This window comes from Natrinema ejinorense (assembly GCF_002494345.1).
In the GTDB taxonomy this organism is placed as follows: Archaea; Halobacteriota; Halobacteria; order Halobacteriales; family Natrialbaceae; genus Natrinema; species Natrinema longum.
In genome coordinates this window covers 383,817-405,516 of sequence record NZ_NXNI01000002.1, presented here as the reverse complement: position 1 = coordinate 405,516, position 21,700 = coordinate 383,817, and the positions used below count along the sequence as shown (strand labels likewise).

The 21,700-nt window shown below is 58.9% G+C and carries 14 protein-coding genes and 2 pseudogenes; 12 read left to right on the top strand and 4 right to left on the bottom strand.

The window, feature by feature from the left end:
* Positions 1-130: 130 nt before the first annotated feature.
* The gene (locus CP557_RS21450; protein WP_097382074.1) at positions 131-1,429 is read left to right on the top strand and encodes a cytosine deaminase; all 1,299 of its coding nucleotides are present in this window, start codon (positions 131-133) and stop codon (positions 1,427-1,429) included.
* Between the two features lie 393 nt (positions 1,430-1,822).
* On the opposite strand, the gene CP557_RS21440 is transcribed toward CP557_RS21450, so the two are convergent.
* Entirely contained in the window at positions 1,823-2,581 is a 759-nt protein-coding gene (locus CP557_RS21440) for a cyclase family protein (RefSeq protein ID WP_097382044.1), read from the bottom strand.
* 262 nt (positions 2,582-2,843) lie between these two features.
* Here CP557_RS21440 and CP557_RS21435 point away from each other — a divergent pair, with 262 nt between their 5' ends.
* Positions 2,844-3,740 (top strand): FAD binding domain-containing protein, encoded by an 897-nt coding sequence (locus CP557_RS21435; RefSeq protein WP_097382043.1) that lies wholly within the window; start codon positions 2,844-2,846, stop codon positions 3,738-3,740.
* On the top strand, positions 3,740-4,249 hold the full coding sequence (locus CP557_RS21430) for a CoxG family protein (protein WP_245853144.1): 510 nt from the start codon (positions 3,740-3,742) through the stop codon (positions 4,247-4,249). The genes CP557_RS21435 and CP557_RS21430 overlap by 1 nt, the downstream gene beginning before the upstream one ends.
* A gap of 186 nt (positions 4,250-4,435) precedes the next feature.
* Here the strand turns inward: CP557_RS21430 and CP557_RS21425 are convergent, their stop codons facing one another.
* Together CP557_RS21425 and CP557_RS21420 are read right to left on the bottom strand one after the other, a co-directional pair.
* Positions 4,436-6,931 (bottom strand): xanthine dehydrogenase family protein molybdopterin-binding subunit, encoded by a 2,496-nt coding sequence (locus tag CP557_RS21425; RefSeq protein ID WP_097382042.1) that lies wholly within the window; start codon positions 6,929-6,931, stop codon positions 4,436-4,438.
* 2 nt (positions 6,932-6,933) lie between these two features.
* Positions 6,934-7,446 carry a (2Fe-2S)-binding protein gene (locus CP557_RS21420; RefSeq protein ID WP_097382041.1) on the bottom strand — a complete coding sequence of 171 codons (513 nt, stop codon included), beginning with the start codon at positions 7,444-7,446 and terminating at the stop codon, positions 6,934-6,936.
* 111 nt (positions 7,447-7,557) lie between these two features.
* Here CP557_RS21420 and CP557_RS21415 point away from each other — a divergent pair, with 111 nt between their 5' ends.
* Positions 7,558-8,988 carry a dihydroorotase gene (locus CP557_RS21415; RefSeq protein WP_097382040.1) on the top strand — a complete coding sequence of 477 codons (1,431 nt, stop codon included), beginning with the start codon at positions 7,558-7,560 and terminating at the stop codon, positions 8,986-8,988.
* A 575-nt stretch (positions 8,989-9,563) separates the two neighbouring features.
* Positions 9,564-10,328: an IclR family transcriptional regulator gene (locus CP557_RS21410; protein ID WP_097382039.1), complete on the top strand. Its 765-nt coding sequence runs from the start codon at positions 9,564-9,566 to the stop codon at positions 10,326-10,328.
* 532 nt (positions 10,329-10,860) lie between these two features.
* Here the strand turns inward: CP557_RS21410 and CP557_RS23550 are convergent.
* Positions 10,861-11,634 (bottom strand): annotated as a pseudogene (locus tag CP557_RS23550) (DDE-type integrase/transposase/recombinase).
* Between the two features lie 738 nt (positions 11,635-12,372).
* Between CP557_RS23550 and CP557_RS21400 the strand changes: the two are divergent.
* The 7 genes and pseudogenes from CP557_RS21400 (at position 12,373) to CP557_RS21370 (ending at position 21,633) form a co-directional block, all read left to right on the top strand.
* Positions 12,373-13,548 carry a tail fiber domain-containing protein gene (locus tag CP557_RS21400; RefSeq protein ID WP_143825114.1) on the top strand — a complete coding sequence of 392 codons (1,176 nt, stop codon included), beginning with the start codon at positions 12,373-12,375 and terminating at the stop codon, positions 13,546-13,548.
* 343 nt (positions 13,549-13,891) lie between these two features.
* Entirely contained in the window at positions 13,892-15,022 is a 1,131-nt protein-coding gene (locus tag CP557_RS21395; protein ID WP_169924433.1) for an MFS transporter, read from the top strand.
* A gap of 227 nt (positions 15,023-15,249) precedes the next feature.
* On the top strand, positions 15,250-16,281 hold the full coding sequence (locus CP557_RS21390; RefSeq protein WP_097382036.1) for an SDR family NAD(P)-dependent oxidoreductase: 1,032 nt from the start codon (positions 15,250-15,252) through the stop codon (positions 16,279-16,281).
* Entirely contained in the window at positions 16,278-17,408 is a 1,131-nt protein-coding gene (locus CP557_RS21385) for a DegT/DnrJ/EryC1/StrS family aminotransferase (RefSeq protein ID WP_097382035.1), read from the top strand. Before CP557_RS21390 ends, CP557_RS21385 begins: the two co-directional genes overlap by 4 nt.
* A gap of 248 nt (positions 17,409-17,656) precedes the next feature.
* Positions 17,657-19,455 (top strand): annotated as a pseudogene (glmS, locus tag CP557_RS23545) (glutamine--fructose-6-phosphate transaminase (isomerizing)).
* Between the two features lie 43 nt (positions 19,456-19,498).
* The gene (locus CP557_RS21375) at positions 19,499-20,563 is read left to right on the top strand and encodes a Gfo/Idh/MocA family protein (RefSeq protein WP_097382034.1); all 1,065 of its coding nucleotides are present in this window, start codon (positions 19,499-19,501) and stop codon (positions 20,561-20,563) included.
* Positions 20,564-20,631: 68 nt separating this feature from the next.
* Positions 20,632-21,633 carry a D-2-hydroxyacid dehydrogenase gene (locus tag CP557_RS21370; RefSeq protein WP_097382033.1) on the top strand — a complete coding sequence of 334 codons (1,002 nt, stop codon included), beginning with the start codon at positions 20,632-20,634 and terminating at the stop codon, positions 21,631-21,633.
* Positions 21,634-21,700: the final 67 nt, after the last annotated feature.

The following is a 21,700-nucleotide window of genomic DNA, read 5'->3' as shown; positions in this document are numbered from 1 at the left end:
TGGTAATCAACCTTTCTGACAATGATAGAATACAATCGGAGTATAGAGCCCACTCGTCCAACGATTATTCGTTATATTGCCCGTTCACAACCCACGATACTATTATTACCGTGGAATGAAATCGATGCGTATGACCTCGTGGATTATCACCGCCGCGACGACCGTCGATGGATCGTCGATCGACATCGCGATCGAAGACGGGCGCATCTCACGTCTCGAAGCGGCCGGGTCGCTCGATCCGACGGCCGTTCCGGAGTCTCAACACTACGACGCCGACGGACGGCTCGTGACACCATCGCTGACCGAACCGCACATCCACCTGGATGCGACGCTCACTGCGGGCCAACCCGAGTGGAACGATTCGGGGACGCTCGCGGAGGGGATCCGTATCTGGGGCGACCGGAAGGAGACCCTCGCGGCGGACGACGTGAAAGCGCGGGCCGAACAGGCCATCGAGTGGCTCGCGGCCCACGGCGTCACCCGCATCCGGACCCACGCCGACACGACGGAGGAGTCGTTGACCGGCGTCAGGGCTCTGCTCGAACTCCGGGAGGAAGTCGCGGACCTCGTCGACTTGCAGGTCGTCGCGTTCCCCCAGGACGGGATTTTCACCGATCCAGATCACGAAGACCTGCTTCGGGAAGCACTCGAGTTGGGTGCGGACGTCGTCGGTGCGATTCCCCACAACGAACATACCCGCGAGGACGGCGTCGCCTCGGTGGAACTCGCGATGGATCTCGCGGAGTCGTACGATCGGCCCGCGGATCTCCACATCGACGAGACGGACGATCCGGGGTCGCGGTTTACCGAGGTGCTCGCCAGCGAGGCGATCAAACGCGGCATCGGCGACCGGGTGACAGCGAGCCACACGACGGCGATGCACTCCTATCCGAACAGTTACGCGGCGAAGGTGATCGCCTTGCTCGCCGAAAGCGGCATCGACGTGGTCACCAACCCGCCGGACAACGCGGTCCTACAGGGACGATACGACGACTACCCGCGGCGTCGCGGCCACACCAGGATCGACGAACTGCGGGAGGCGGGCGTCACCGTCGGGCTCGGGCATGACTCCGTGATGGACCCGTGGTATCACTACGGCCGCGGCGACCCCCTCGATGCCGCTTTCGTCCTCGTTCACTACGCGCACATGAACGGCCGTGACGACGTCGAATCGATCTGGGACATGCTCACGGCGGCGAACGCGAGCGTCTTCGACGTCGACGAGTACGGCCTCTCCGTCGGGGCTGACGGATCGCTCGTCGTCTACGACGCGCCGGACGCGTTCAACGCGCTTCGAACGCGCGCCGCTCGGACGCTGGTGCTCAAGGACGGGCGCGAAATCGCCCGGACGGAACCCGCGAACACGCACGTCGTCCGCGACACCACTGGCGACGGCACCGCCGATCGCTCCGTCGACTTCCAGCGCTAGAGTACCCACTTGACCGTCACTAGACACCCAGTCGCACAGCGGTCGTGCGATCGGCGTCTGAACCGTTTCAGTCGGACAGTACCGGAGCGTCGATTCGCCCTCGGTTTCGGCGACCGTCCCCGACTCGAGCGCCGGGAGCGAGGGTGCGACGGATACGGTGTCCCGGTGAGGACGTGGATCGCGACGCCGCCGGCCACCAGTCCGCCGTCGGCGTCGATCAGCGTCGCTCCGTCGGCAGGTGTGACGTCGTGGAGCCTGGCGGCTATCGTCTCGATTCGTCCGTCGGAACCGACGATCGCGGTCGGTTTCTGACGCTCCGGCAGTATCGCGATGTGGACGAGGAGATCTCGGCGCGCACCATGCGACTCCGCGCCCCAAAAATCGGTAAGTCGGTTACTTGAACGCGACGACACGCGAGACGCTGGATTCGCCGCCGCGGAACCGCCACGGGAACGTCCCGATCTGGAGGCGCTCGTTGAGCAACTCCTCGGGAACCTGCGCGTTCTCGACGTGGATGATCCCTTCGGGGAAGAGCTCGTTGTGCATGAGCTGGTAGCCCTCGGGTGGGAAGATCTCGTCGAGATCGTCGACACCGAGGTGGTCGGCCGCTTCCTCGGCGAGTTCGGGGCGGATATCCCGAACGACCGTGTTCATCGGGTGATCGGCGCTCCCACAGTCCAGAATGAGGTAGTTGAGGTTCTTCTCTTTGCACCACTCGGCGAACTCCGCGTTCGGACCGGGATGCTTACAGAAGAATCGGTGTGGATCGGCCTCATCGGTGTGCCAGGCGTAGTCCTGGTAGCCAGTATGGATGAACAGGATGTCGCCCTCTTGGACGTCACAGACGTCCTCGATCATCTCGCTGGTGTAGATGTCGTAGTCGCCGACCTTGTCGGAGATGTCGGCGATCACCGCGTCACCGACGAGTTCGTCGAGCCCGAGTTCTTCGATGTCCCGGCCGTTCGCGAGGAAGTGCTTCTCGCCGTCGATGTGCGTCCCGGTGTGGTTCGTGAACTCGATCTTCTGTCCGTTTACCTTCTCCGTGTCCAGGCTCTTCTGATACCAGACCTTGGGGTTGTCATACGTCGGCCACGCTGGCGTGTCAACCGACCACGGCTGCGTCAAATCGTACATCTCGTAGCCATCGAGCATAGACGACCCATTCCGGGCTCCACACTTAAACTTACCTAAACGTGTTAGTCGAGGACAATCAAACGTGTCGTTCGGACGCCCAATGCGGATCGAATGGGCCGGTACCCCTCAATCCATTGTGACAACATTTATTAGTACAGTTGATCAAATCGTGGTATCCGTGTGACAGACCCATGATTACTCATAGCACCCACACGCATCGATCACGTTTCAACTGGCAACGAGCCCCAGTCGGCTCCGCGATCGCCCACCACGAGGGATCATGAAGCCAGCACCATTCACCCACCACCGGCCGGAGACGGTCGACGACGCCCTCGAGCGGCTCGAAGAACTCGAGGACGCCGAACTCCTCGCGGGGAACCAGTCACTCGGCATCGTGATGGCGAACCGCCTGGCGACGCCCGACCACCTCGTCGATCTCAACGGCGTCGACGAACTCGAGTTCATCGACGTGGACGACGACGCGGTTCGGATCGGGTCGATGACTCGCCACCGAACGATCGAGCGCTCCGATCGACTCGCCGAGTGTATGCCACTGCTCCCCGAGGCCGCCGGACAGATCGCTGGCCCGTCGGTTCGCAATCAGGGGACACTGGGCGGAAGCATCGGTGAAGCCGACCCGGCCGGGAACTATCCCGCAGCGCTGGCCGCGCTCGAGGGAACGATTCACCTCCGTTCGAGCGACGGGACCCGCGACGTCCCCGTCGACGAGTACTTCATCGCCTACATGTTCACGGACCTCCGCGAAGAGGAACTCATCGAGTCCGTCTCGATTCCGACGGAGCCGTTCCCATCCGAGCGAACGGGAATGACGTTCCTCGAACTCAAGCGGGCGGCCCAGACGTTCCCGACCGTCAGCGCGGCAACCTCGATCCGGGTCGACGATCCGACCGCGGACGAACCCATCGTCGAAGACGCACGGATTGCCATGGCGAACGCCGCCGATATTCCGCTCCGCGTCGAGGACGCCGAGGCTCACGTCGAAGGGACTGCCCTCTCGGCGGAAGCGCTCGAGGCAGTCGTGGAGACCGTTGCGTCAGCAGTTACACCCGAATCGGAGATGCACGCCGATCGGGAGTACAAGGAAGAAGTGGCCGGCGAGTTCGCCAAACGCTCGCTCGAAACATCGTACGAACGCGCAGCAGAGACGGAGATATAATGTTAGAATTCACCGGCGAAAACGAGATGGAACAGTCGAAAGATGAGCTCTGGCCGTACTTTACGGACACCGATATCCTCGCGGAGTGTGCGCCCGGCTGCAAGGAAATGACCCTCGTATCCTCCCACGAGATCGAGGCGGTCATGGCCGTCGGCGTCGGGAGCGTCAAGCCCGAATTCGACGTCGACGTCGTCGTCACTCGCACCGATCGACCGAACGTTCTCGAGATGAAGGCGGTCGGCCACGCGCCGCGAAACGAGTTCGAGACGGTCGCGGAGATGGAACTGAAGGAGAACGGAACCGGCGGCACGACCGTCGTCTGGTCGGCGACCGCCGACGTCTCGGGAACGATCGCCAGTCTCGGCGGCCGCGCGCTCAAAAGCGTCACCAAACGGCTGGTCAAGAAATTCTTCTCGAAGATGCAGTCGAAAGCCGACGAGGGCGTCGAGGCCGACTCCAAGCTCGAGGCCGCACCCGAGGAAGACGCCTCGCTCGAAGTAGACGACTAGTCGCGCAGTTTTCGACCGCCTCCAGTCCCGATTTCGTTTTGGCCCGTTCGATGATCACTCGCTCGCGGAGCGACTGGACACGGAGTGTGGTCGCTGGAGTATGCGTTCGGTGGAGGGTATTCGGCGTTCCGGACGGAATGGGTCGACTCGAGTTCCGACCCAGCGACGGCGTCGACGCGGGGCCGATTACTGGTCGGACTCGCGGAGCTGCCGTCGGAGGTGATCCGGGACGACCGGAATCCGACTCGCCGGTTCGTCGACCGAGAGCGGCTCGAGGGCCGCGTTGATCGACGTCGCAATGCTCGCGGGCGCGTCTATCATCCCGCCTTCGCCGACGCCTTTCGCGCCCGTCGCGGTGAACGGTGACGGTGTCTCGGTGTGTTCCATCTCGATCTCCGGAACGTTCTCGATCGACGGCAGCAAGTAGTCGAACAGCGTGATCGCCTGGGGCTGGCCGTCGTCCTCGTAGCCGAACTCCTCGAGCAGGGCGGCACCGATTCCCTGGGCGATCCCGCCGTGGGCCTGCCCCTCCACGATCATCGGATTGAGCATCGTTCCGCAGTCGCGGACGGTGTGGAATTTGAGGATATCAACCTGACCGGTATTGACGTCGACCTCGACGATGGGTGCGTTCGCACCGAACGCGGCCGTCGGATACACCGGGAGCTTCTGTGTCAGCGCCTCGTCGAACTCCTCGAGGTCCGTCGCGGGATGATCGTAATTGTAGCTCACGCGCGTCCGTCGCTCGCCGGCGGCGGTCGTCTCCGCGTCGAGTTCGGCGATTTCGGCCAACGAGAGCGAGTCGTCGTCGCCGAGCCGTTCGACGGTCCCGTCGTGGTAGGTGACGTCGTCGGTCGAGACGCCCCAGTGATCGGCCGCGAGGTCCTCGATGTTGGCGAGGAGCCGCTCGGCGACGCCGACCGTCGCGCCCGACAGCATGACCGCCATCCGGGACGCCGCGCTCCCGTACTCGGTCGGCGCGTCGACGCTGTCGAGGTAGCCGACATCGATGTCGCTTGGCAGGATCTCGAGTTCGTCCGCGAGCAGTTGGGAGACCAGCGTCTGGTGGCCCTGTCCGGAGGAGTCGGTCGCGAGGAACGCCTGGATGGATCCGTCCGCACGGATTTCCGCGCGGAGGTGTTCGGGTAACTCCTCGACCTCGTCGCGCGAGCGGTCCGCGAGGGTATCCGTATCGGTTCGCTGCCGGTCGGTCCAGTCGGAGCCGCTGGCGCCGGGTTCGATGATGACGCTCGGCTGGACGCCGCGGTACTTCCCCTCCTCGCGTTTTGCGGCGACGACATCGGGATCGAGCAGGCCGCCGTCGCGCTCGTCCTCGATGATTTCTTCGATCCGGTCGAGCGTCGCGGGATAGTCACCCGAATCGTAGAGGTTCTTCGAGGGAAGCGTGTACGGCATCTGCTCGGGCCGAATCAGGTTCCGGCGGCGGAACTCGGTCGGATCCATATCGAGCGTTCGTGCAGCCTCGTCGACGATCATCTCGAGAGCGTAGATGTGGGGGTCGACGCCGAACCCACGGTAGGCGGTCTGGGACGTCTTGTTGGTCAAGACGAGGTCGTACTCGTAGCTGACGTCGTCGATCTCGTAGGAGTTCGTCAACACTGACAACGGCTTGAGCACCTGATTGATCGGATAGCGCGGGTACGCGCCGAAGTCGTCGACGAACCAGATGTCGAGTCCCCGCATGGTTCCGTCGTCGTCGACGGCCATCCGCATCTGATACTCTCGGTCCGAGGAGTGCATGTCCCCGCCCTGCAGGTTCTCGACCCGGTCTTCCTCGAACTTCACCGGGCGCTCGAGTTGCTGGCTCGCCATCGACGTCAGACAGCAATAGCGGTGGATACCGATCTTCGTCCCGTAGCTGCCGCCGACGTCGGCGGGGACGTTCACCCGCACGTCGTCGGCCTCGTAGCCCAGCGTCTCGTAGATCATGTTGTCGACGAGGGTGTGCAACTGGATGTTACAGTCGATGTCGAAGGAGTCGGACTCCGCGTCGTAGGTGGCGACGGCGCCGGCCGTCTCGAGGGGCACGCCCGAGATACGTCCCCACGTGTACTCCCCTTCGACGACGTGATCGGCGTCCTCGAACGCCGCATCGGGATCGCCGAACTCGAGGTGTTCGTTGTCGACGACGTTCGTGCCGACCGATTCGTGGAGCACGACCTCGTCCTCGCGGGCGGCCATCCCGTCCGCCACCGTGTCCATCGGCTCGTAGGTAACGTCCACCAAGTCGGCGATGTCCTCCGCGGCATATCTGTCCGAGGCGACGACGGCGACGACCGGTTCTCCGACGAACCGGACCTTCTCGTCGGCCAGCGCCCACTCGGGGAGATCGGCCGGCTCGCCCGCCTCGTCCGTTGCGATGGAGCCGACGCCGGTCGGCATCGGATTGTACTCGGCTTTGACGTCCTCGGCGGTGAGGACGAGTTCACAGGCCGGGTGGTCCTCGGCCGCCGCGGTGTCGATGGACGTGATCTCGGCGTGGGCGTGCATGCTACGGACCAGCGCCATGTGTAGGCAGTTCTCGGGCGTGATGTCGTGAATGTACTCGGCTTTGCCCGTCAGAATGCGGTGGTCCTCGACCCGAGGGAGTCCCTGCCCCGTGAACGACTCGCCGTCCGATTCCGATTCGGTGTCGACCTCGGTTGGATGTGACGTAGACATACTCACTCCTCCATTGCGTCGGCGGCCCGTTCGACCGCCTCGTAGATGTTCTGGTACCCGGTACAGCGGCAGATGTTGTCCGCGAGTCCCTCCTCGATTTCCTCGCGTGTCGGATCGGGATTCTCCTCGAGGAGTTCCTTGGTCGCCATGACGAAGCCGCTGGTGCAAAAGCCACACTGGAGCGCGTGGGATTCGTGGAACGCTTCCTGAATGGGGTGTAGCGAGTCCGTCTCCTCCTCGGCGAGTCCCTCGACGGTCTCGATCTCGGCGCCGTCGGCCTGGACGGCGTAGGTGAGACAGCTCTTCGTGGTCCGACCGTCTTGCTGGACGGTACACGCACCACAGACGCCGTGTTCACACCCAACACGGACGCCGTGCAGGTCACATTCGTACCGGAGGAAGTCCGAGAGTTTGAGCCGCGGTTCGACTTCCGCAGTCACCGGTTCACCGTTGACGATCACGGTGATTTCTTCGGTCGGCCGCTCGGCAGCACCGTCTGTGCTATCTGTACTCATGAGATATGGTATCCATACAGTCGACGAAGCTATAAACGTTATGTTGTGTTGTGCTCCGGACACCCGCTTCGAACGGTTACACTCAAGTAGGGTGGGAAGAGTACACATTGTATGGTCGAATCGACCGTAGACCTTCGAGTGGTCAATGCGCGAGTGGTCACTCCTGACGGCACCATCAACGGCGGAGTCGCAGCGAACGACGGCGTCATCGTCGGCGTCGGCACCGAATCGAACCTCCCCGAGGCGAACCGAGAGATCGACGCCGAGGGCAACTACCTGATCCCAGGGTTCATCGACCCCCACGTTCACTGGGGGCTCTCCCGATACGAATACGAATACCACGAGGGGCTCGAGCACGACTTCGAGACCGAAACGCGTGGCGCGATCCACGGCGGCGTGACGACGGTCGTCAACTTCCTCCTGCAGAAGGAACCGTACCTCCCCGACATGGACTTCTTCAAGCGTGCGGGCGAGGAGAACTCCTACATCGACTTCGCCTACCACGCGATCGTCCACCAGGACCACCACGTCGAGGAAATCCCGAAACTCGCCGAGGAAGGTATCCGCTCGTACAAAGTCTTCTTCAACTGGTACAAAAACGCCTCCCCCGAACTCGGGATCGATCACTCCGACGCGGGCGGGGTTTACAAGGTGCTCGACACCGTCTCGGACATCCCCGGCGGCGTCGTCATGTTCCACGCCGAAAACGAGGACCTCGCGATCCAGCGCCGCAAGGAACTGCAGGCGGAGGGTCGCAACGACCTCGAGGCATGGTCCGAGTCGGCACCGAACATCTGCGAAGCGATGCAGATCGAGCAGATCGGCCGTCTTACCGAGTACACCGACTCCCGGGCGTACATCGTCCACATGAGCACGGCCGAAGGCGTCGACATCTGTAAGCGATACCAGGAACAGGGCGTCAATCTCCACGCGGAGACGCTGCCGGCATTTCTCTCCCACACCTACGAGCAGGACGACCTCGGCGTCTGGGGGAAGATCTCGCCGCCGCTTCGCGGCGAGGAGAGCAAAACGCGCCTCTGGGAAGGGATTCGAAACGGCGTCGTCGACTACGTCGGCACCGACCACTGTCCCCACAAACTCGAGTTCAAGGAGAAGGACACGGGGAAACACGGCGACATCTGGGACGCGATCCCCGGCGACAACAACGGTATCGAGTACTTCCTGCCCGTGATGATGAGCGAGGGCGTCAACAAAAACCGCATCAGCATGGAGCGCCTCGTCGACGTCTGCTCGACCAACAACGCCAAGCGCTGGGGCCTGTACCCGCGCAAGGGTGCGATCGCGGAAGGCTCCGACGCCGACATGGTCATCGTCGACCTCGAGAAGAGTACCGTCGTCGACGACGACTTCTACCACACGATGGAGCCGGGCTACTCCACGTTCCACGGGGACGAACTGACCGGCCTCCCGACGCACACGATCGTCGGCGGCGAAGTCGTCGTCGAGGACGGGGAACTGCTCACCGAACCCGGCGGCCGGAACTACCTGCCTCGCGGTCCCGAAGGCGTTTCACTCGAGTGAGCCGCGACTACCGTTGGGAGCGTGCTCCTGTCGCGTTCGAGGACGCCCGGTAGCGGTCACGCAGCTCGCACGCGTCCGTCACCGCTCGCGCGGACGATCGGTATCGTCGGCCACGATGCCGATCGCGTCCGCCCGTGAACGCGGAGTGCGTCGACGAACCGATCGGCAATGACGAGTGCCGATCGAACCGGTCGAGTGGCGGTCTCTCCACGGGTTCACGGTTCCTGTCGCATTCATACCCGACGACAGTGGCTCGAATAATACATGTGTTACCTACTACCACGTCCGTTTCACGATACAGGACGAAGGTGCGACCGAGGGAGTTCCGAGTTCAGTCCGTACGAGCCGATTGGTCGAGTGTGGTGACGGACCACACGGACCGGTGAGGCCGGAAACAAGACGGCGTAGCTGGGATATAGTAGCAACTGAGCGTCGTTGCACGCCTGATCGCACGACAGCGTTGCGGCCAGTGTGTCAATCGTTTCAGTTGCTCCTATAGCAGTCGGACCGCCGAGAAATCAAGCATCGTTCTACGATGCAGAACAACTATGTGGGTTGGTCACAAAGTCGACCCCATGGCAGAAGAAGGCACGACCGGCATACAAGCGATCGACCGGACGTTCGGAATCGTCGAAGCGATGATCGAACTCGAGGGAGCGGGCGTCACGGAACTGGCCAATCACGTCGAGCTTCCGAAAAGCACCGTTCACCACCACCTGTTGACGTTAGAACGCGCGGGGTACGTCGTCCGAGAGAACGGCGAGTACCGGACGGGGTTGAAATTTCTCAGGGCCGGAGAGCGGACGAGAGGACAGCACGCGCTGTACCAGGTCGCTCACCCCGAAGTCGAGAAACTCGCCGAAAAGACCGACGAAATTTCGGGGCTGATGGTCGAAGAACACGGAAGAGGCGTATTCATCTACCGGGACAGTGGGTCGGAAGCTGCCCATATCGATACCGGCATCGGCGACCGCGTCCCCCTCCACTGTACGGCACTTGGAAAAGTCATTCTGGCACATCTCCCCGACGATCGTCGCGACAGTATCATCGACAGACACGGCCTGGACGAGATCACCGAGAATACGATTACGGACGAGGATGAGCTCCGGGAGCAACTCGCGGAAATACGCGAACGGAAGATCGCATTCGACGACGAGGAGCGGTTGAACGGGCTCCGATGCGTCGCCGCGCCTATTTTCAATGCTACCGGACAGGTCATCGGATCGATCAGCGTTGCCGGACCCACGCATCGTATGCAGGGTGCGTATTTCTACGAGGAACTCCCCGAGACGGTTCTGGGCATTGCCAACGTGATAGAGCTCAACATTCAGCATCAGTAACAGGCGTTTCACGATATAGAACAGGAGCCTGCTGGCCGTTCGTTCGCGATCGTTTTCCTTCCGGTATTTTCGACTGTCTTTCTCCACAGTTCACAATATATATTGTATACTGTGGCTAGGGAACCAGCTGTTTACATAGGTATGGTCGTAAAAAGATGGCAGGGGCGAGCGGACAGCCGAGCACCCGAAGACGGACACAGCAGTTCAGGACCCTACTACGACTGATGAGTATACCGAGTGCGTTCCTCAGTGTGCGACGACAACAGCAATCGTCGTCGCCGACTGGAACGATCCGACGTCAAGACGGTGATCACCGACCTCGAGAGAAGTCGCTCCAGTTTCAGCGTGATCGATAGAGATGGGCAACCGCAAGACCACCATATGGGACGGCGATACGTCGCCACCTATCGGTTCCGTTCTCGTGGTTCGTGGATCGATTTCCGACACAGTGTGACTCGTTCGCAATCATTCTCGAGCGTGATGCAGACGGGACCGCTACGAAGCGAAAATGGTCTCCATCGCAGACATCTCTTTACACACGTACAATCGTAATTTTAGAAGGGAGAACGGCAGTCTCCCCGCAGCGACTGTAACCGGCAGCGAAAAGACGAACACAGAGCCAGTAACGGTTGGAGTAATGTATGAATAGTTCAAATCTCTCGCGGACGTTTGACCGACTGCTCACCCACGAGTTGTGGAAACGATCGGCTCGCATTGTGAAGGTACGATACCACTTTTCTAGCAGGTTCCGATCGGTATAGTTCGCCCGATCCTTCAGCCCTAATCGGGAGAGAGAAGACCGATAGCCGATTGATCGATGAGAAACTCAGCGTCCGAGAAATCGTGTTTCTCGTGGAGTTGATGCAGAAACGCGGCCACTGGATCAGTGCCATGCCGACCGAGCGATGCGACATCAAGAATCGACTTTGTCTCGACATCTATTGTAGTATATACCCAATACCACTCGCCGTTTATCTTGACAGCGGTCTCGTCAACGGCGACCCGCGACGACGACGCCGTCCTCAGAACGCTTCGCGTTCCGCTGTCGAGGCGAATCGAAGTTCGCCGACCATTGGAGCGCAAAGCGCTCCAGGAGACCACACGAGAGCGCTGCTCTCGTGGACGTCGGCGGGTCGCGTCCGCTTCAGCCAGCCGATGCACCCAGTACAGACCGCTCCGTGAGAGCGTTGAACACCTGATTCCGCTACGATCGTTGTTGTTCCCTGATCGAACAACCGGTCCGCTCGCTCCCCCACGATCCTTCTAAATCCGTGCCATAGCCCTCCCTGAGCAGGTCTGCGAGCATCTTTGGACGAGAAACTCAACGACCTGCTCACTTCTCACATCGACTCAACTAGACAGTGCCTGTTTGAATTCTCAGTGACGCTGATACAGCAACAGCAATTCTTGCCGACGATATTGGATTACAGGAGTACTGGTGTAATTCAATATTGACACACAGAGACATCCCCCTCGGGATCAGGTGCCGGGCGAGAACGGTCTGTAGGGATCAGACTCCGTCACCCTCGACTGGCACTTTGTTGTTGCCGAGTTCGTCTCTCCAAAAATTATTGGATGCTTTTCCAATCCAAATAATATAACACATATGATATTATCGCCCCCTAATAAAGTAAATTAATTTACATATGGAAAGCTAACTCGAGAAATTCCTATCACCTTCAAAAAGATCTGAGATGTTGATTAGGAGAGTCTGTGACTCACCAAGAATTACTCAAAAAATATTTTGTAGCGCTTTGCGGATGGGCTCTCGCGAAAAATGTGTGATATCCAGTATAAACAGTTGGATTATCAATCTATTTGCGTCTACCTCACAGTTGTGCTAATTGGAGGGAAAATGGCCTCTTCTGACGATTTCTCGTACCCACAAACACAGCGCAACCGGCGAATGATCTGTCGGACCGCTGTATTCCGCTCAGTGACTGTATCCCAATAACTAAGGCACCGAAAGTATTTTATTAATTGATGGTAACTATTGAAACGATGGGGTGTCGATGCCCATCTCGACAGACAAGGAGAAAATCATATGAACCAGCAACATGACGTAGCAGATCAACGAGAACAGTCGGACCAGTCAGGCTCGTCAAGACGCTCATTCCTTGGCTCGCTTGGAGGACTTACTGCTTCATCTGGTGTTGCGATTCAGTTCGGGACTGATATCAGCACAGCCGCTGAAGACGGAACCCACTCGTTCGTTGGCGGTGGTGAGAACAACGTTGCTAGTGGTGATTACTCGACCGTCGGCGGCGGAGAAAACAACGCCGCATCGGTCATACATTCTGTAATTGGCGGTGGGGTTTCGAATAGATCCGAAGGGAACAGAAGCGTCGTCTGCGGCGGCAACACGAACGAGGCCAGTGGGCAGGAGTCGTTTGTGGGAGGTGGTGAGAACAACACTGCAAACGCGAACGCATCGCTTGTTGTCGGTGGCTCAGACAACAAAGCCACTGCTCTTGATTCGACGATCGGCGGTGGGTACAACAATCATGCCACCGGATTCGAAGCAACGATCGTCGGCGGCTCGAGTAACACGGCAAGCGGAGAGCGCTCTTACATCGGCGGTGGAAACGGCAACGAGGCGAGTGCTCGGTATTCAACCACCAGTGGCGGGGATAACAACGTAGCTAGTGGATACGGGGCCATCGTTCCCGGCGGCGAAGGCAACAGTGCCGAGGGGAGTTACAGCTATGCCGCTGGACGTAACGCACAGGCCCGCAACACTGGTGCATTTGTCTGGGCGGATAATAGCGGAGGAAGTGTAGCTTCGACTGGACCAAATCAATTCATCGTTCGTGCTGCGGGCGGCGTTTACTTCGGCGATGAGAACGATCCATCACTGAAGAGCGGCCTTATCAATACATCTACCGGAGCGTGTTTATCGGAGAACGGTGAGTGGGAATACACTGCAACCGACGACTCGCGGACGGACATCGATCCGATCGACGCCGACGAGATTCTCGAGCAAGTTCGTGAGCTCACGATTCAAAGCTGGCGGTACGAAGATGGATCAGACGAGAACCATCACGTCGGGCCGACGGCCGGAGCGTTCCACGAGACGTTTGAACTCGGCCAGAACGGGGAGACGATTAGCAGTGCAGACGCTGACGGTGTCGCTCTTGCGGCCATTCAGGCGCTTGCGAACCGAAACAGACAACTCGAGTCCCGGTTAGAGGAACTCGAAGCGAAAGTCGAGGCTGAATAGCCACCAGTCCACTTTTGCTTTCCTCACTATGGTTGAAAATCCGATTGCGGTAGTCTCAATCGCGGTACCCACTCAGCTGGAGTCATTCCTGCTGATACGGTGCCTGTAAGTGAGATGCGCTTTTCGAAGAACCAATGACACGAACCAGTCGGAAATCGAGAATCGATCGAACAACGCCCGGGACCCGATTACAGTTCTTGCTACGAAATTCGTGGCCGAGATGTAGTTCGGTTCACTATCCGCGTATTGGAGAAGGGTCAAAATGATAGGGAGTTGCACCCTTCGGCAGTATCTTGACGATCGATGGACGCTCCTGCTCAGTGTCTGGTTGTTATCCGCAACGGTGAACGCCTTCATCATCGCACCGGCTAGCGTTTTTCCGGTGATAACAGCGCAACTCGAAATTACCTCGTCAGCTGCTAGTTGGCTCGTTAGTATCGTCTTTGGCGTTGCAGCAGTTGTAAGCATTCCCGTGGGGGTCTGGTTGGACCGAACGGATAATCGTACGGCGATGATGGTTGCAACGGGCGTCTTTATCGCGGGCTCAGTACTAAGCTGGCGAGCGGCGTTAGCTGGATCGTACTTGCTTTTACTCGGCGCGCGGGCAGTAGGTGGATTCGCGTTCCCGATCGTCTGGAACGCGGGCATAACCCTTATCGGATCGCGCTTCAACTCAGACAACGAAGCCACCGCGATCGGTATCTTCACCGCCAGTGCGCCATTGGGGTTTGCGTTCGCGCAGTTCTTTGGACCGTACCTCAGTACGAGCCTCGGATGGGCAACGCCGTTCGGTATCTTCGCTGTTCCGGCGGTGTTCGCCAGCCTCGTTTTCTGGTACAGTACCCACGATGTCGTGACGACGGCGGGCGAATCAGATGTGCCGAACGTAAATTCGATTGTACGCATATTGATCGACAGAAACGTTAGGTCCGTCGGACTGATGGGGTTTCTCGCGTACTCTATCTACGTATTTTTCAATACATGGATGCCGAATTATCTCGCCGAGGACGTCGGCTTATCACTGACGACGAGTGGCATGCTTTTTGCGGCGTACCCTGCCGTCGGTGTCATTTCGCGGATCGGCAGCGGAGTCGTCTCAGATCGGTTCCTCAACCGTCGACGAAAGCCGGTGATGTATCTCGCCTTTGCCACGACGCTCCCACTAACTGCATTGATTGCGATGACGGATATCCTGGCTGTACTGGTCCTCAGTCTCCTCTTCGCTGGATTGGCCCTTCAGTCCGGAATCGGAATCCTTCATCCGTATGTTCGGGAACTTGCCGATCCAGCGGTTGCTGCAACTGCGATTGCAGTACTGACGACGGCTAGTTTCATCGGTTCGGTAATCACGCCCGTCATCACCGGAGAACTGATCGAACAAACAACGTATACTCTTGCGTTCGGCTATGTCAGCGTTGCTGCGGTCGCCGGGATTCTACTGACGCGGACTACGCCTGAACCCAACGGGGCTTGATTCATACCCTGCTACCCCGCGGCCGACCATATATTTACTAGTAAGTATGTGATAATATAAAAGAATATTATTTACAGTAAACTTTATATATTCTAACATTAGATAGTAAATCGGAATGGAAGTAACTACTGCCATGAATGCAGTTGACGGTACAGGCATCGCTGCTCGGCCACACATCCATGCAGACCGACTACTTTCGGTACGTCCAATGAGGTGTGTGGAGTAATATGAGTTCACTCACGAACAAAACTGTCCTCGTCACTGGTGGTGGTGGATTCATCGGGAGTACACTCGTCGAGCAGATTATCGAGACGGACCCGACGATGGTTCGCGTGTTCGATCACGACCAGCAGCGAATGTTCCGCCTGCAAAACCAACTCGAGCAGTCTGAAACGAGCCTGCAGTATCTGTTAGGGGATCTTCGAGACAGGAGTCGGGTCTCGAGAGCGATGGAGGGGATCGACGTAGTATTCCACGTCGGAGCGATCAAGCACGTCGAAATGAGCGAGTATAATCCGACGGAGGCAGTCCAAACAAATATTCGGGGAACGCGTAACTTAATTCAGGCCGCTATCGAGAAAGGCGTTGACTCGTTTACCGCCGTCAGCACCGACAAGGCAGCGGATCCGAGTTCCGTTATGGGTGCAACGAAGCTCATTATGGAACGAGTCGTGACCGCTGCAGGTGCTGAGCACGATCGGAACACGAACTTCAACTGTGTTCGCTTCGGGAACGTACTCGGTTCTACTGGATCCGTGGTGCCGATCTTCTTCGACCAGATCAGCAACGGCGGTCCGATCACAGTCACGAATCCGGACATGACTCGATTCATCATGCCGGTCGAACGAGCGGTTGAACTCGTCCTCTCCGCTCACGAATACGGAGCCCAAGGACGGATATTCGTACTGAAAATGCCGGCGTTCCGGGTTGGCGATCTCGCAAAAGCACTCAAATCCACATACGCGCCTAAATACGGCTTTTCTCGAGATAATATCGAGATCGAATATATCGGTCGACGGCCCGGCGAGCGCACCCACGAGAAACTCCTCTCTCATGAAGAACTCGCCCGGGTCGAAGAGCGGAAAGAGATGTTCGTGATCCATCCGGATATCAACGTCGATGACGGACTATCGACCATCAGTAACTCGGTGGAAAGAGAGTACACGTCCGCCAACGCGACCCTACTGGAGCGCGACGAGATTATCTCACTGATCAACCGGACGAACGCGATCGAAGAAAAGGTGGAAGTCGAAGTATGACTGCTGATATCCCTCTGTTTCGAATTTCATGGGGCCGAGAAGAGATCACGAATGCCATCGACTCGATCACTCGTGGTAGCTTCTGGGCGAACGGACCGTACATTGACGAATTCGAGAAGCGAATTGAGGAGTTTGTCGGCGTGTCAAACGCGGTCGTGTTTAACTCCGGAACGACGGCGCTCGTATCTGCACTTCGCTCACACGGGATCGGGGATGGTGACGAAGTCATCGTCCCCTCGTTTACGTTCATCTCGACGGTCAATGCGGTCCGGATCGTCGGTGCCGAACCGGTATTTGCCGATATCGAGCGCGAGTGCTATGGGCTGGATCCGAACAGTGTCTCCGACTGTATAACCCCGGATACGGCCGCCATCGTTCCAGTCCACTACGCGGGACGGCCCTGCCGAATCCGGACACTGGTAGACATCGCGGAGACGCACGATCTCGTACTGATCGAGGACGCTGCGGAGTCGTTCGGTGCAACCGTGAATGGTGAGAAAGTCGGCAGCTTCGGCGATTCCGCGATGTTCAGTTTCTGCCAAAACAAGGTGGCAGCGACGGGTGAAGGAGGTGCCGTCGTCACCGATGACGACGACCTCGCGGCGGAGCTACGGCTCCTCCGGTCCCATGGCCGTGCCTCGAGCGATTACTTCGAATCCCAGAGCAGCGGCGAATACCGGACGCTCGGGAATAATTTCAGGCTGCCCGACGTGGTCGCCGCAATCGGAGTTGCACAACTTCAGCGCATCGACGAACTCATCCGAGGACGTCGTCGAGTTGCCCGCCGTTACCGGGAATCGCTCGCGACACTGGACGCCGTCGAGCCGATGGGAGAGCCGGCCGACGGCCGGCACGTTTACCAACTGTTCACTGTTACCCTCGAGCCGTCGGTCCAGCGAGACGCCCTTATGGGAGCACTCGATGAACAAGGCGTTTCCTCCAAAATCTACTTCCACCCAGTTCACCGGAGTGCGTACTACCGATCGACGCACGAGAAGCCGGTCGATCACCTGGACGTCACCGAAGAGATCGCCTCTCGAGTGGTCTCGCTCCCGATTCACCCGGAACTCACCGATGAGGAGATCGATCACGTCGTCTCGTCCATGGAAACTGCGCTTACAGCGTAACATATACTTATTATGTCATCAATCACTATCGATCGTCGCATCCGGCGTATCACTGGTTTGGGGTCGACGCTCAATCAGCACCGATTTACGGACCGAGAGTCCGAACGGAACGGCGCTGAGCTACGGCTGTCACGTCGCGGTCATCGATATCGGTCAGTCGTCCACGCATCGATCAGCCGTTGTCACCGACGGTTCCGTCGAGAAGCCAACCAACTGCAACTCGCCGATAGCGCGGGGGTGAATAACTGATGTGTGGGATCATCGGTTGCGCCCTCCAATCAGAGACCGCACAGGACATCCTCTTACAGGGACTGTCGAATTTAGAGTATCGAGGCTACGACTCTGCGGGAATTGCAACGCTAAGAGAGAGGCTCACCATCGAGAAGAGGGCCGGTGATTTGACCCACCTCACGTCGGCGCTCGCCGAGACGACGATGAACGGAACGATCGGAATCGGACACACCCGATGGAGTACGCATGGACCGCCAACGAAACAAAACGCTCATCCTCACACCGACTGTCACAAAAACGTGGCCGTCGTCCACAATGGCATCATCGATAATCATCGGGCACTCAAAGAGGAACTCACAGCTGCCGGCCACGAGTTCATGAGCGAAACCGACACCGAGGTTATCCCGCATCTCATCGAATCGGCGCGTGCCGATGGGGCTACCTGTGAAGAATCGATCCGAGAGGCCGTCAATCAGCTTGACGGAAGCTATGCCATCGTCGTACTCTTTGCAGAGACGAACGAGATCTACTGTGTCCGCAGTGACTCGCCACTCGTACTCGGGGTCGATGAAACCGCGACCTATCTAGCCAGCGACGTTCCCGCGTTCCTCGAGTTCACAAATCAGGTCGTCTATCTCGAGGACGGAGAAATGGCACGAATCACTGTGGACGACTGGCAGGTACTGTCCCCGTCGGGCGAGCGCATCGACCCGACAGTCGAGACCGTCGATTGGTCTCCCACGGAAATCCAAAAGGACGGGTACGATCACTTCATGCTCAAGGAGATTCACGAACAACCGCACGCTCTGAAACAATGTCTTCAGGGTCGACTCGATGACTTCGAAGACGGCAGTAGACAGGAGGAACTCACATGAACATCGAAATCACCGAGTTTGAGAACGTTCACTTCGTCGGCTGTGGAACGAGTTATCACGCTGCCCTGTACGGAGAACGACTCTTCAGGGAGACAGCTATTTCCACGCGAGCGTTTCTCGCGAGTGAGTACAATAACTCGCCGCCAGCGATTTCCAACACGCTCATCGTCGGAATTACGCAGAGCGGCGAGACCGCAGACACCCTAAACGCACTCCGCGTAGCGAGAGATCAAGGCGCCCAAACGCTTGCACTGACCAATGTCGTCGGATCCTCGGCTGCGCGAGAATGCGACCATGTCTTCTACATCAGAGCCGGTCCGGAGATCGGTGTTGCTGCTTCGAAAACGTTCGTGTCGCAGTTGGCATCACTTAATCTTCTCCACCAACAGACTGCCGCCGAGCCCGATCCCGAACTCAAGGCCGCACTCCAAAAGCTACCGGATCTCGTCGACGAGGCTCTCACGCGATCGAGTGCAGAACAGATAGCAGATCGCCTTGTCGACGCCGACGCGTATTTCTACATTGGGCGCGATCTGAACTATCCCATCGCGTTGGAGGGAGCGCTGAAGTGCAAGGAGATCACGTACAAGCACGCCGAGGGGTTCGCCGCAGGCGAACTCAAGCACGGTCCGCTCGCATTAGTAAACGACGAGACGCCTGTGATCGCTATCGTTATTGGCGATGACGAGGTAGCGCAGAAGACGATCGCCAATGTAAGGGAGACCACAGCGCGCGGTGCCCCCGTCGTCGCCGTCACCGATGGCCGATCGGATATCGCCGACTATGCTGATCACATACTCTCGATTCCGGAAACGAGGCCGCGAACCGCAGCAATTGTCGCGAACGTCCAGCTACAATTGTTCGCTTACTATACGGCTACAAATCTCGGACGAGACGTGGATAAACCCCGGAACCTCGCAAAGAGCGTGACCGTCGAATGACTGGACCGACGAAACGAACACCGGATAAAGCAATAATGAAATTATGACACTACAAGCAGGATTGATCGGAACAGGGAGAGTCGGGCAGAACCACGCTGAGGCGTACGACGCGACCGACGGCGTTGAACTCCAGGCGATTGCCGAAATCGATGCCGACCGCCGCGCCGAATCTGGCGACCGACACGGGATTCCAGAGCACCGACGGTACCGGGAGTACGAGGCGATGGTCGACGAGGAACAGCTAGATATCGTGTCCGTCGCCACTCCAGCAGGGGCCCACTACGATCACGTCTGTACTCTCGTCCGATCCCAACCCGACATCTCAGTTGTGTGGTGTGAGAAGCCGATCGCCACGAGCGTTCGCCGCGCTGAGACGATGGTCTCGATGTGCGATGACGCCGATATCGAACTCGTCGTCAATCATCTTCGACGGTTCTCATACGCCCACGAGGAGCTCCGAGAGTTGCTTTCCGAGGGGGTTTTGGGAACGGTGGAATCAGTTCGTGTGACGACCGATGGAGAGTTTCTCAATATCGGGACACACTATGTCGACCTGCTCTTGTATCTACTTGATGCGACGATCGCCGACGTTCGAGCCGGCCACATCGAGACGGTCCGGTCGTCAAACGAAGTCCGGTACGCCGGCGGAGGAACGTTCGCGCTGGATACCGGTACGGCCGTGTATATCGACCCCGTCGAAGCGGCGCCTCACCGGCTGTCGATCCACGGAACGCGGGCAACGGTTTCCGTGCCGTTGAATATCGCTCCAGACGCCGGCACGTCCTGGGACTACTGGCGAATCGAGGACGGGAGTAGGACGCGAACGGAGGTACCGAACTCCCTGCAAGAGCGCTGGGAAACGGATATTTCAGGAGTACCAAGCGGGTACGAACCAGGGGACGTTCCGGCCCAGTCGTTGTTCGAAAACGCTGCGGGGCATATCGTCGATCTCGCAGCCGGGAACCGCGACAATGCCGCTCCAGGGTCCAGAGCGGCACACGGTTTAGCTGGTCTCACCGGGCTCGTTGCGTCGGCCACGACCGGATCTCGCATCTCGCTACCGATAGCGGGCCCACTCCGGGGGATCTCACTGGCCCATGAGACCTAGCGATCGACGACAGGAACGGGTCGGAACCACGATCGGTCGGTAAACGATCAGACCAGTATCGATTCAGCATGACTCACGATGTACCTTCACGAAATCCAGTCGACCGAATCGTCGTCCTTCGAGGGAGCATTCACGGTGACTCGGCCACAGAGTATGCAAAAATACTACAGTCGCGGACCGACGACGTCTGCGTAGAATACGCGCACACGCCGAGGGAAGAGGAACGATTGCTGTCGGATGCATCCGTCGCAACCGGGACAACGATTACGGAGGCAACCCTCGAGCACGCGCATGATCTTCGGCTGTTCGCATGTGCGACCGCAGGGATCGACCATCTACCACTGACGGAGTTACGATCGCAGGGAGTCGCCGTGACGACGGGCTCCGGAATCCATCAACCAAACGTCGCCGAACACGTCCTAGACGTGCTCCTCACGCTTGTCCGTCGCACGACAACGGCCTGGCGACAGCAACAACAGCACCAGTGGCAAGCGTATCGGCCATGGGGAACGCTTGCGGGAAGCACGGCCACCATCGTCGGTCTCGGGCCGATCGGCAAGTCGATAGTCAAGCGACTTACCGCTCTCGACGTTAGGACTATCGGTGTCCGTTACTCTCCTGAGAAAGGCGGACCAGCGGACGACGTGATCGGCTTCGATGAGCCGGCGTTTCACGACGCTCTCTCTCGCTCTGACGCGGTAATACTCGCGTGTCCGCTGCGTGAGGAGACGGACGGACTTATCGGTCGAGCGGAGATCCGAACCCTTCCGTCGAGTGCCATCGTCGTCAACGTCGCTCGCGGTGAGATCCTTGAAACCGACGCGCTGACGGCTGCACTGCGACGCCGGGCGCTACGCGGGGCCGCACTCGATGTTACCGATCCAGAACCGCTCTCAGCGGATCACCCCCTGTGGGACTTCGAGAACGTCATTATCACACCGCATATCGCGGGATTTGATCCCGAATACTGGGATCAACGCGCAGAGATTCTACAGGAGAACATCAGGCGGATCCGGGAAACCGGACGGTATTCGGACCTCGAAAACAGCGCTCTCGGGGCCAGTCGGTGATACCGGTCGGTACGGTCCACGGGTCTCGGGACCGACTGGCGCCGGGAGGTCCGTCTTCAATCGGTAT

Excerpts from the sequence above, each read along its gene's own strand:
- CP557_RS21450 (WP_097382074.1), top strand. The coding sequence starts at position 131 with ATGACCTCGTGGATTATCACCGCCGCGACGACCGTCGATGGATCGTCG.
- CP557_RS21410 (WP_097382039.1), top strand. The coding sequence starts at position 9,564 with ATGGCAGAAGAAGGCACGACCGGCATACAAGCGATCGACCGGACGTTC.
- CP557_RS21415 (WP_097382040.1), top strand. The coding sequence starts at position 7,558 with ATGGTCGAATCGACCGTAGACCTTCGAGTGGTCAATGCGCGAGTGGTC.
- CP557_RS21420 (WP_097382041.1), bottom strand. The coding sequence starts at position 7,446 with ATGAGTACAGATAGCACAGACGGTGCTGCCGAGCGGCCGACCGAAGAA.
- CP557_RS21425 (WP_097382042.1), bottom strand. The coding sequence starts at position 6,931 with ATGTCTACGTCACATCCAACCGAGGTCGACACCGAATCGGAATCGGAC.
- CP557_RS21435 (WP_097382043.1), top strand. The coding sequence starts at position 2,844 with ATGAAGCCAGCACCATTCACCCACCACCGGCCGGAGACGGTCGACGAC.
- CP557_RS21370 (WP_097382033.1), top strand. The coding sequence starts at position 20,632 with ATGACTCACGATGTACCTTCACGAAATCCAGTCGACCGAATCGTCGTC.
- CP557_RS21440 (WP_097382044.1), bottom strand. The coding sequence starts at position 2,581 with ATGCTCGATGGCTACGAGATGTACGATTTGACGCAGCCGTGGTCGGTT.
- CP557_RS21400 (WP_143825114.1), top strand. The coding sequence starts at position 12,373 with ATGAACCAGCAACATGACGTAGCAGATCAACGAGAACAGTCGGACCAG.
- CP557_RS21390 (WP_097382036.1), top strand. The coding sequence starts at position 15,250 with ATGAGTTCACTCACGAACAAAACTGTCCTCGTCACTGGTGGTGGTGGA.
- CP557_RS21385 (WP_097382035.1), top strand. The coding sequence starts at position 16,278 with ATGACTGCTGATATCCCTCTGTTTCGAATTTCATGGGGCCGAGAAGAG.
- CP557_RS21375 (WP_097382034.1), top strand. The coding sequence starts at position 19,499 with ATGACACTACAAGCAGGATTGATCGGAACAGGGAGAGTCGGGCAGAAC.
- CP557_RS21430 (WP_245853144.1), top strand. The coding sequence starts at position 3,740 with ATGTTAGAATTCACCGGCGAAAACGAGATGGAACAGTCGAAAGATGAG.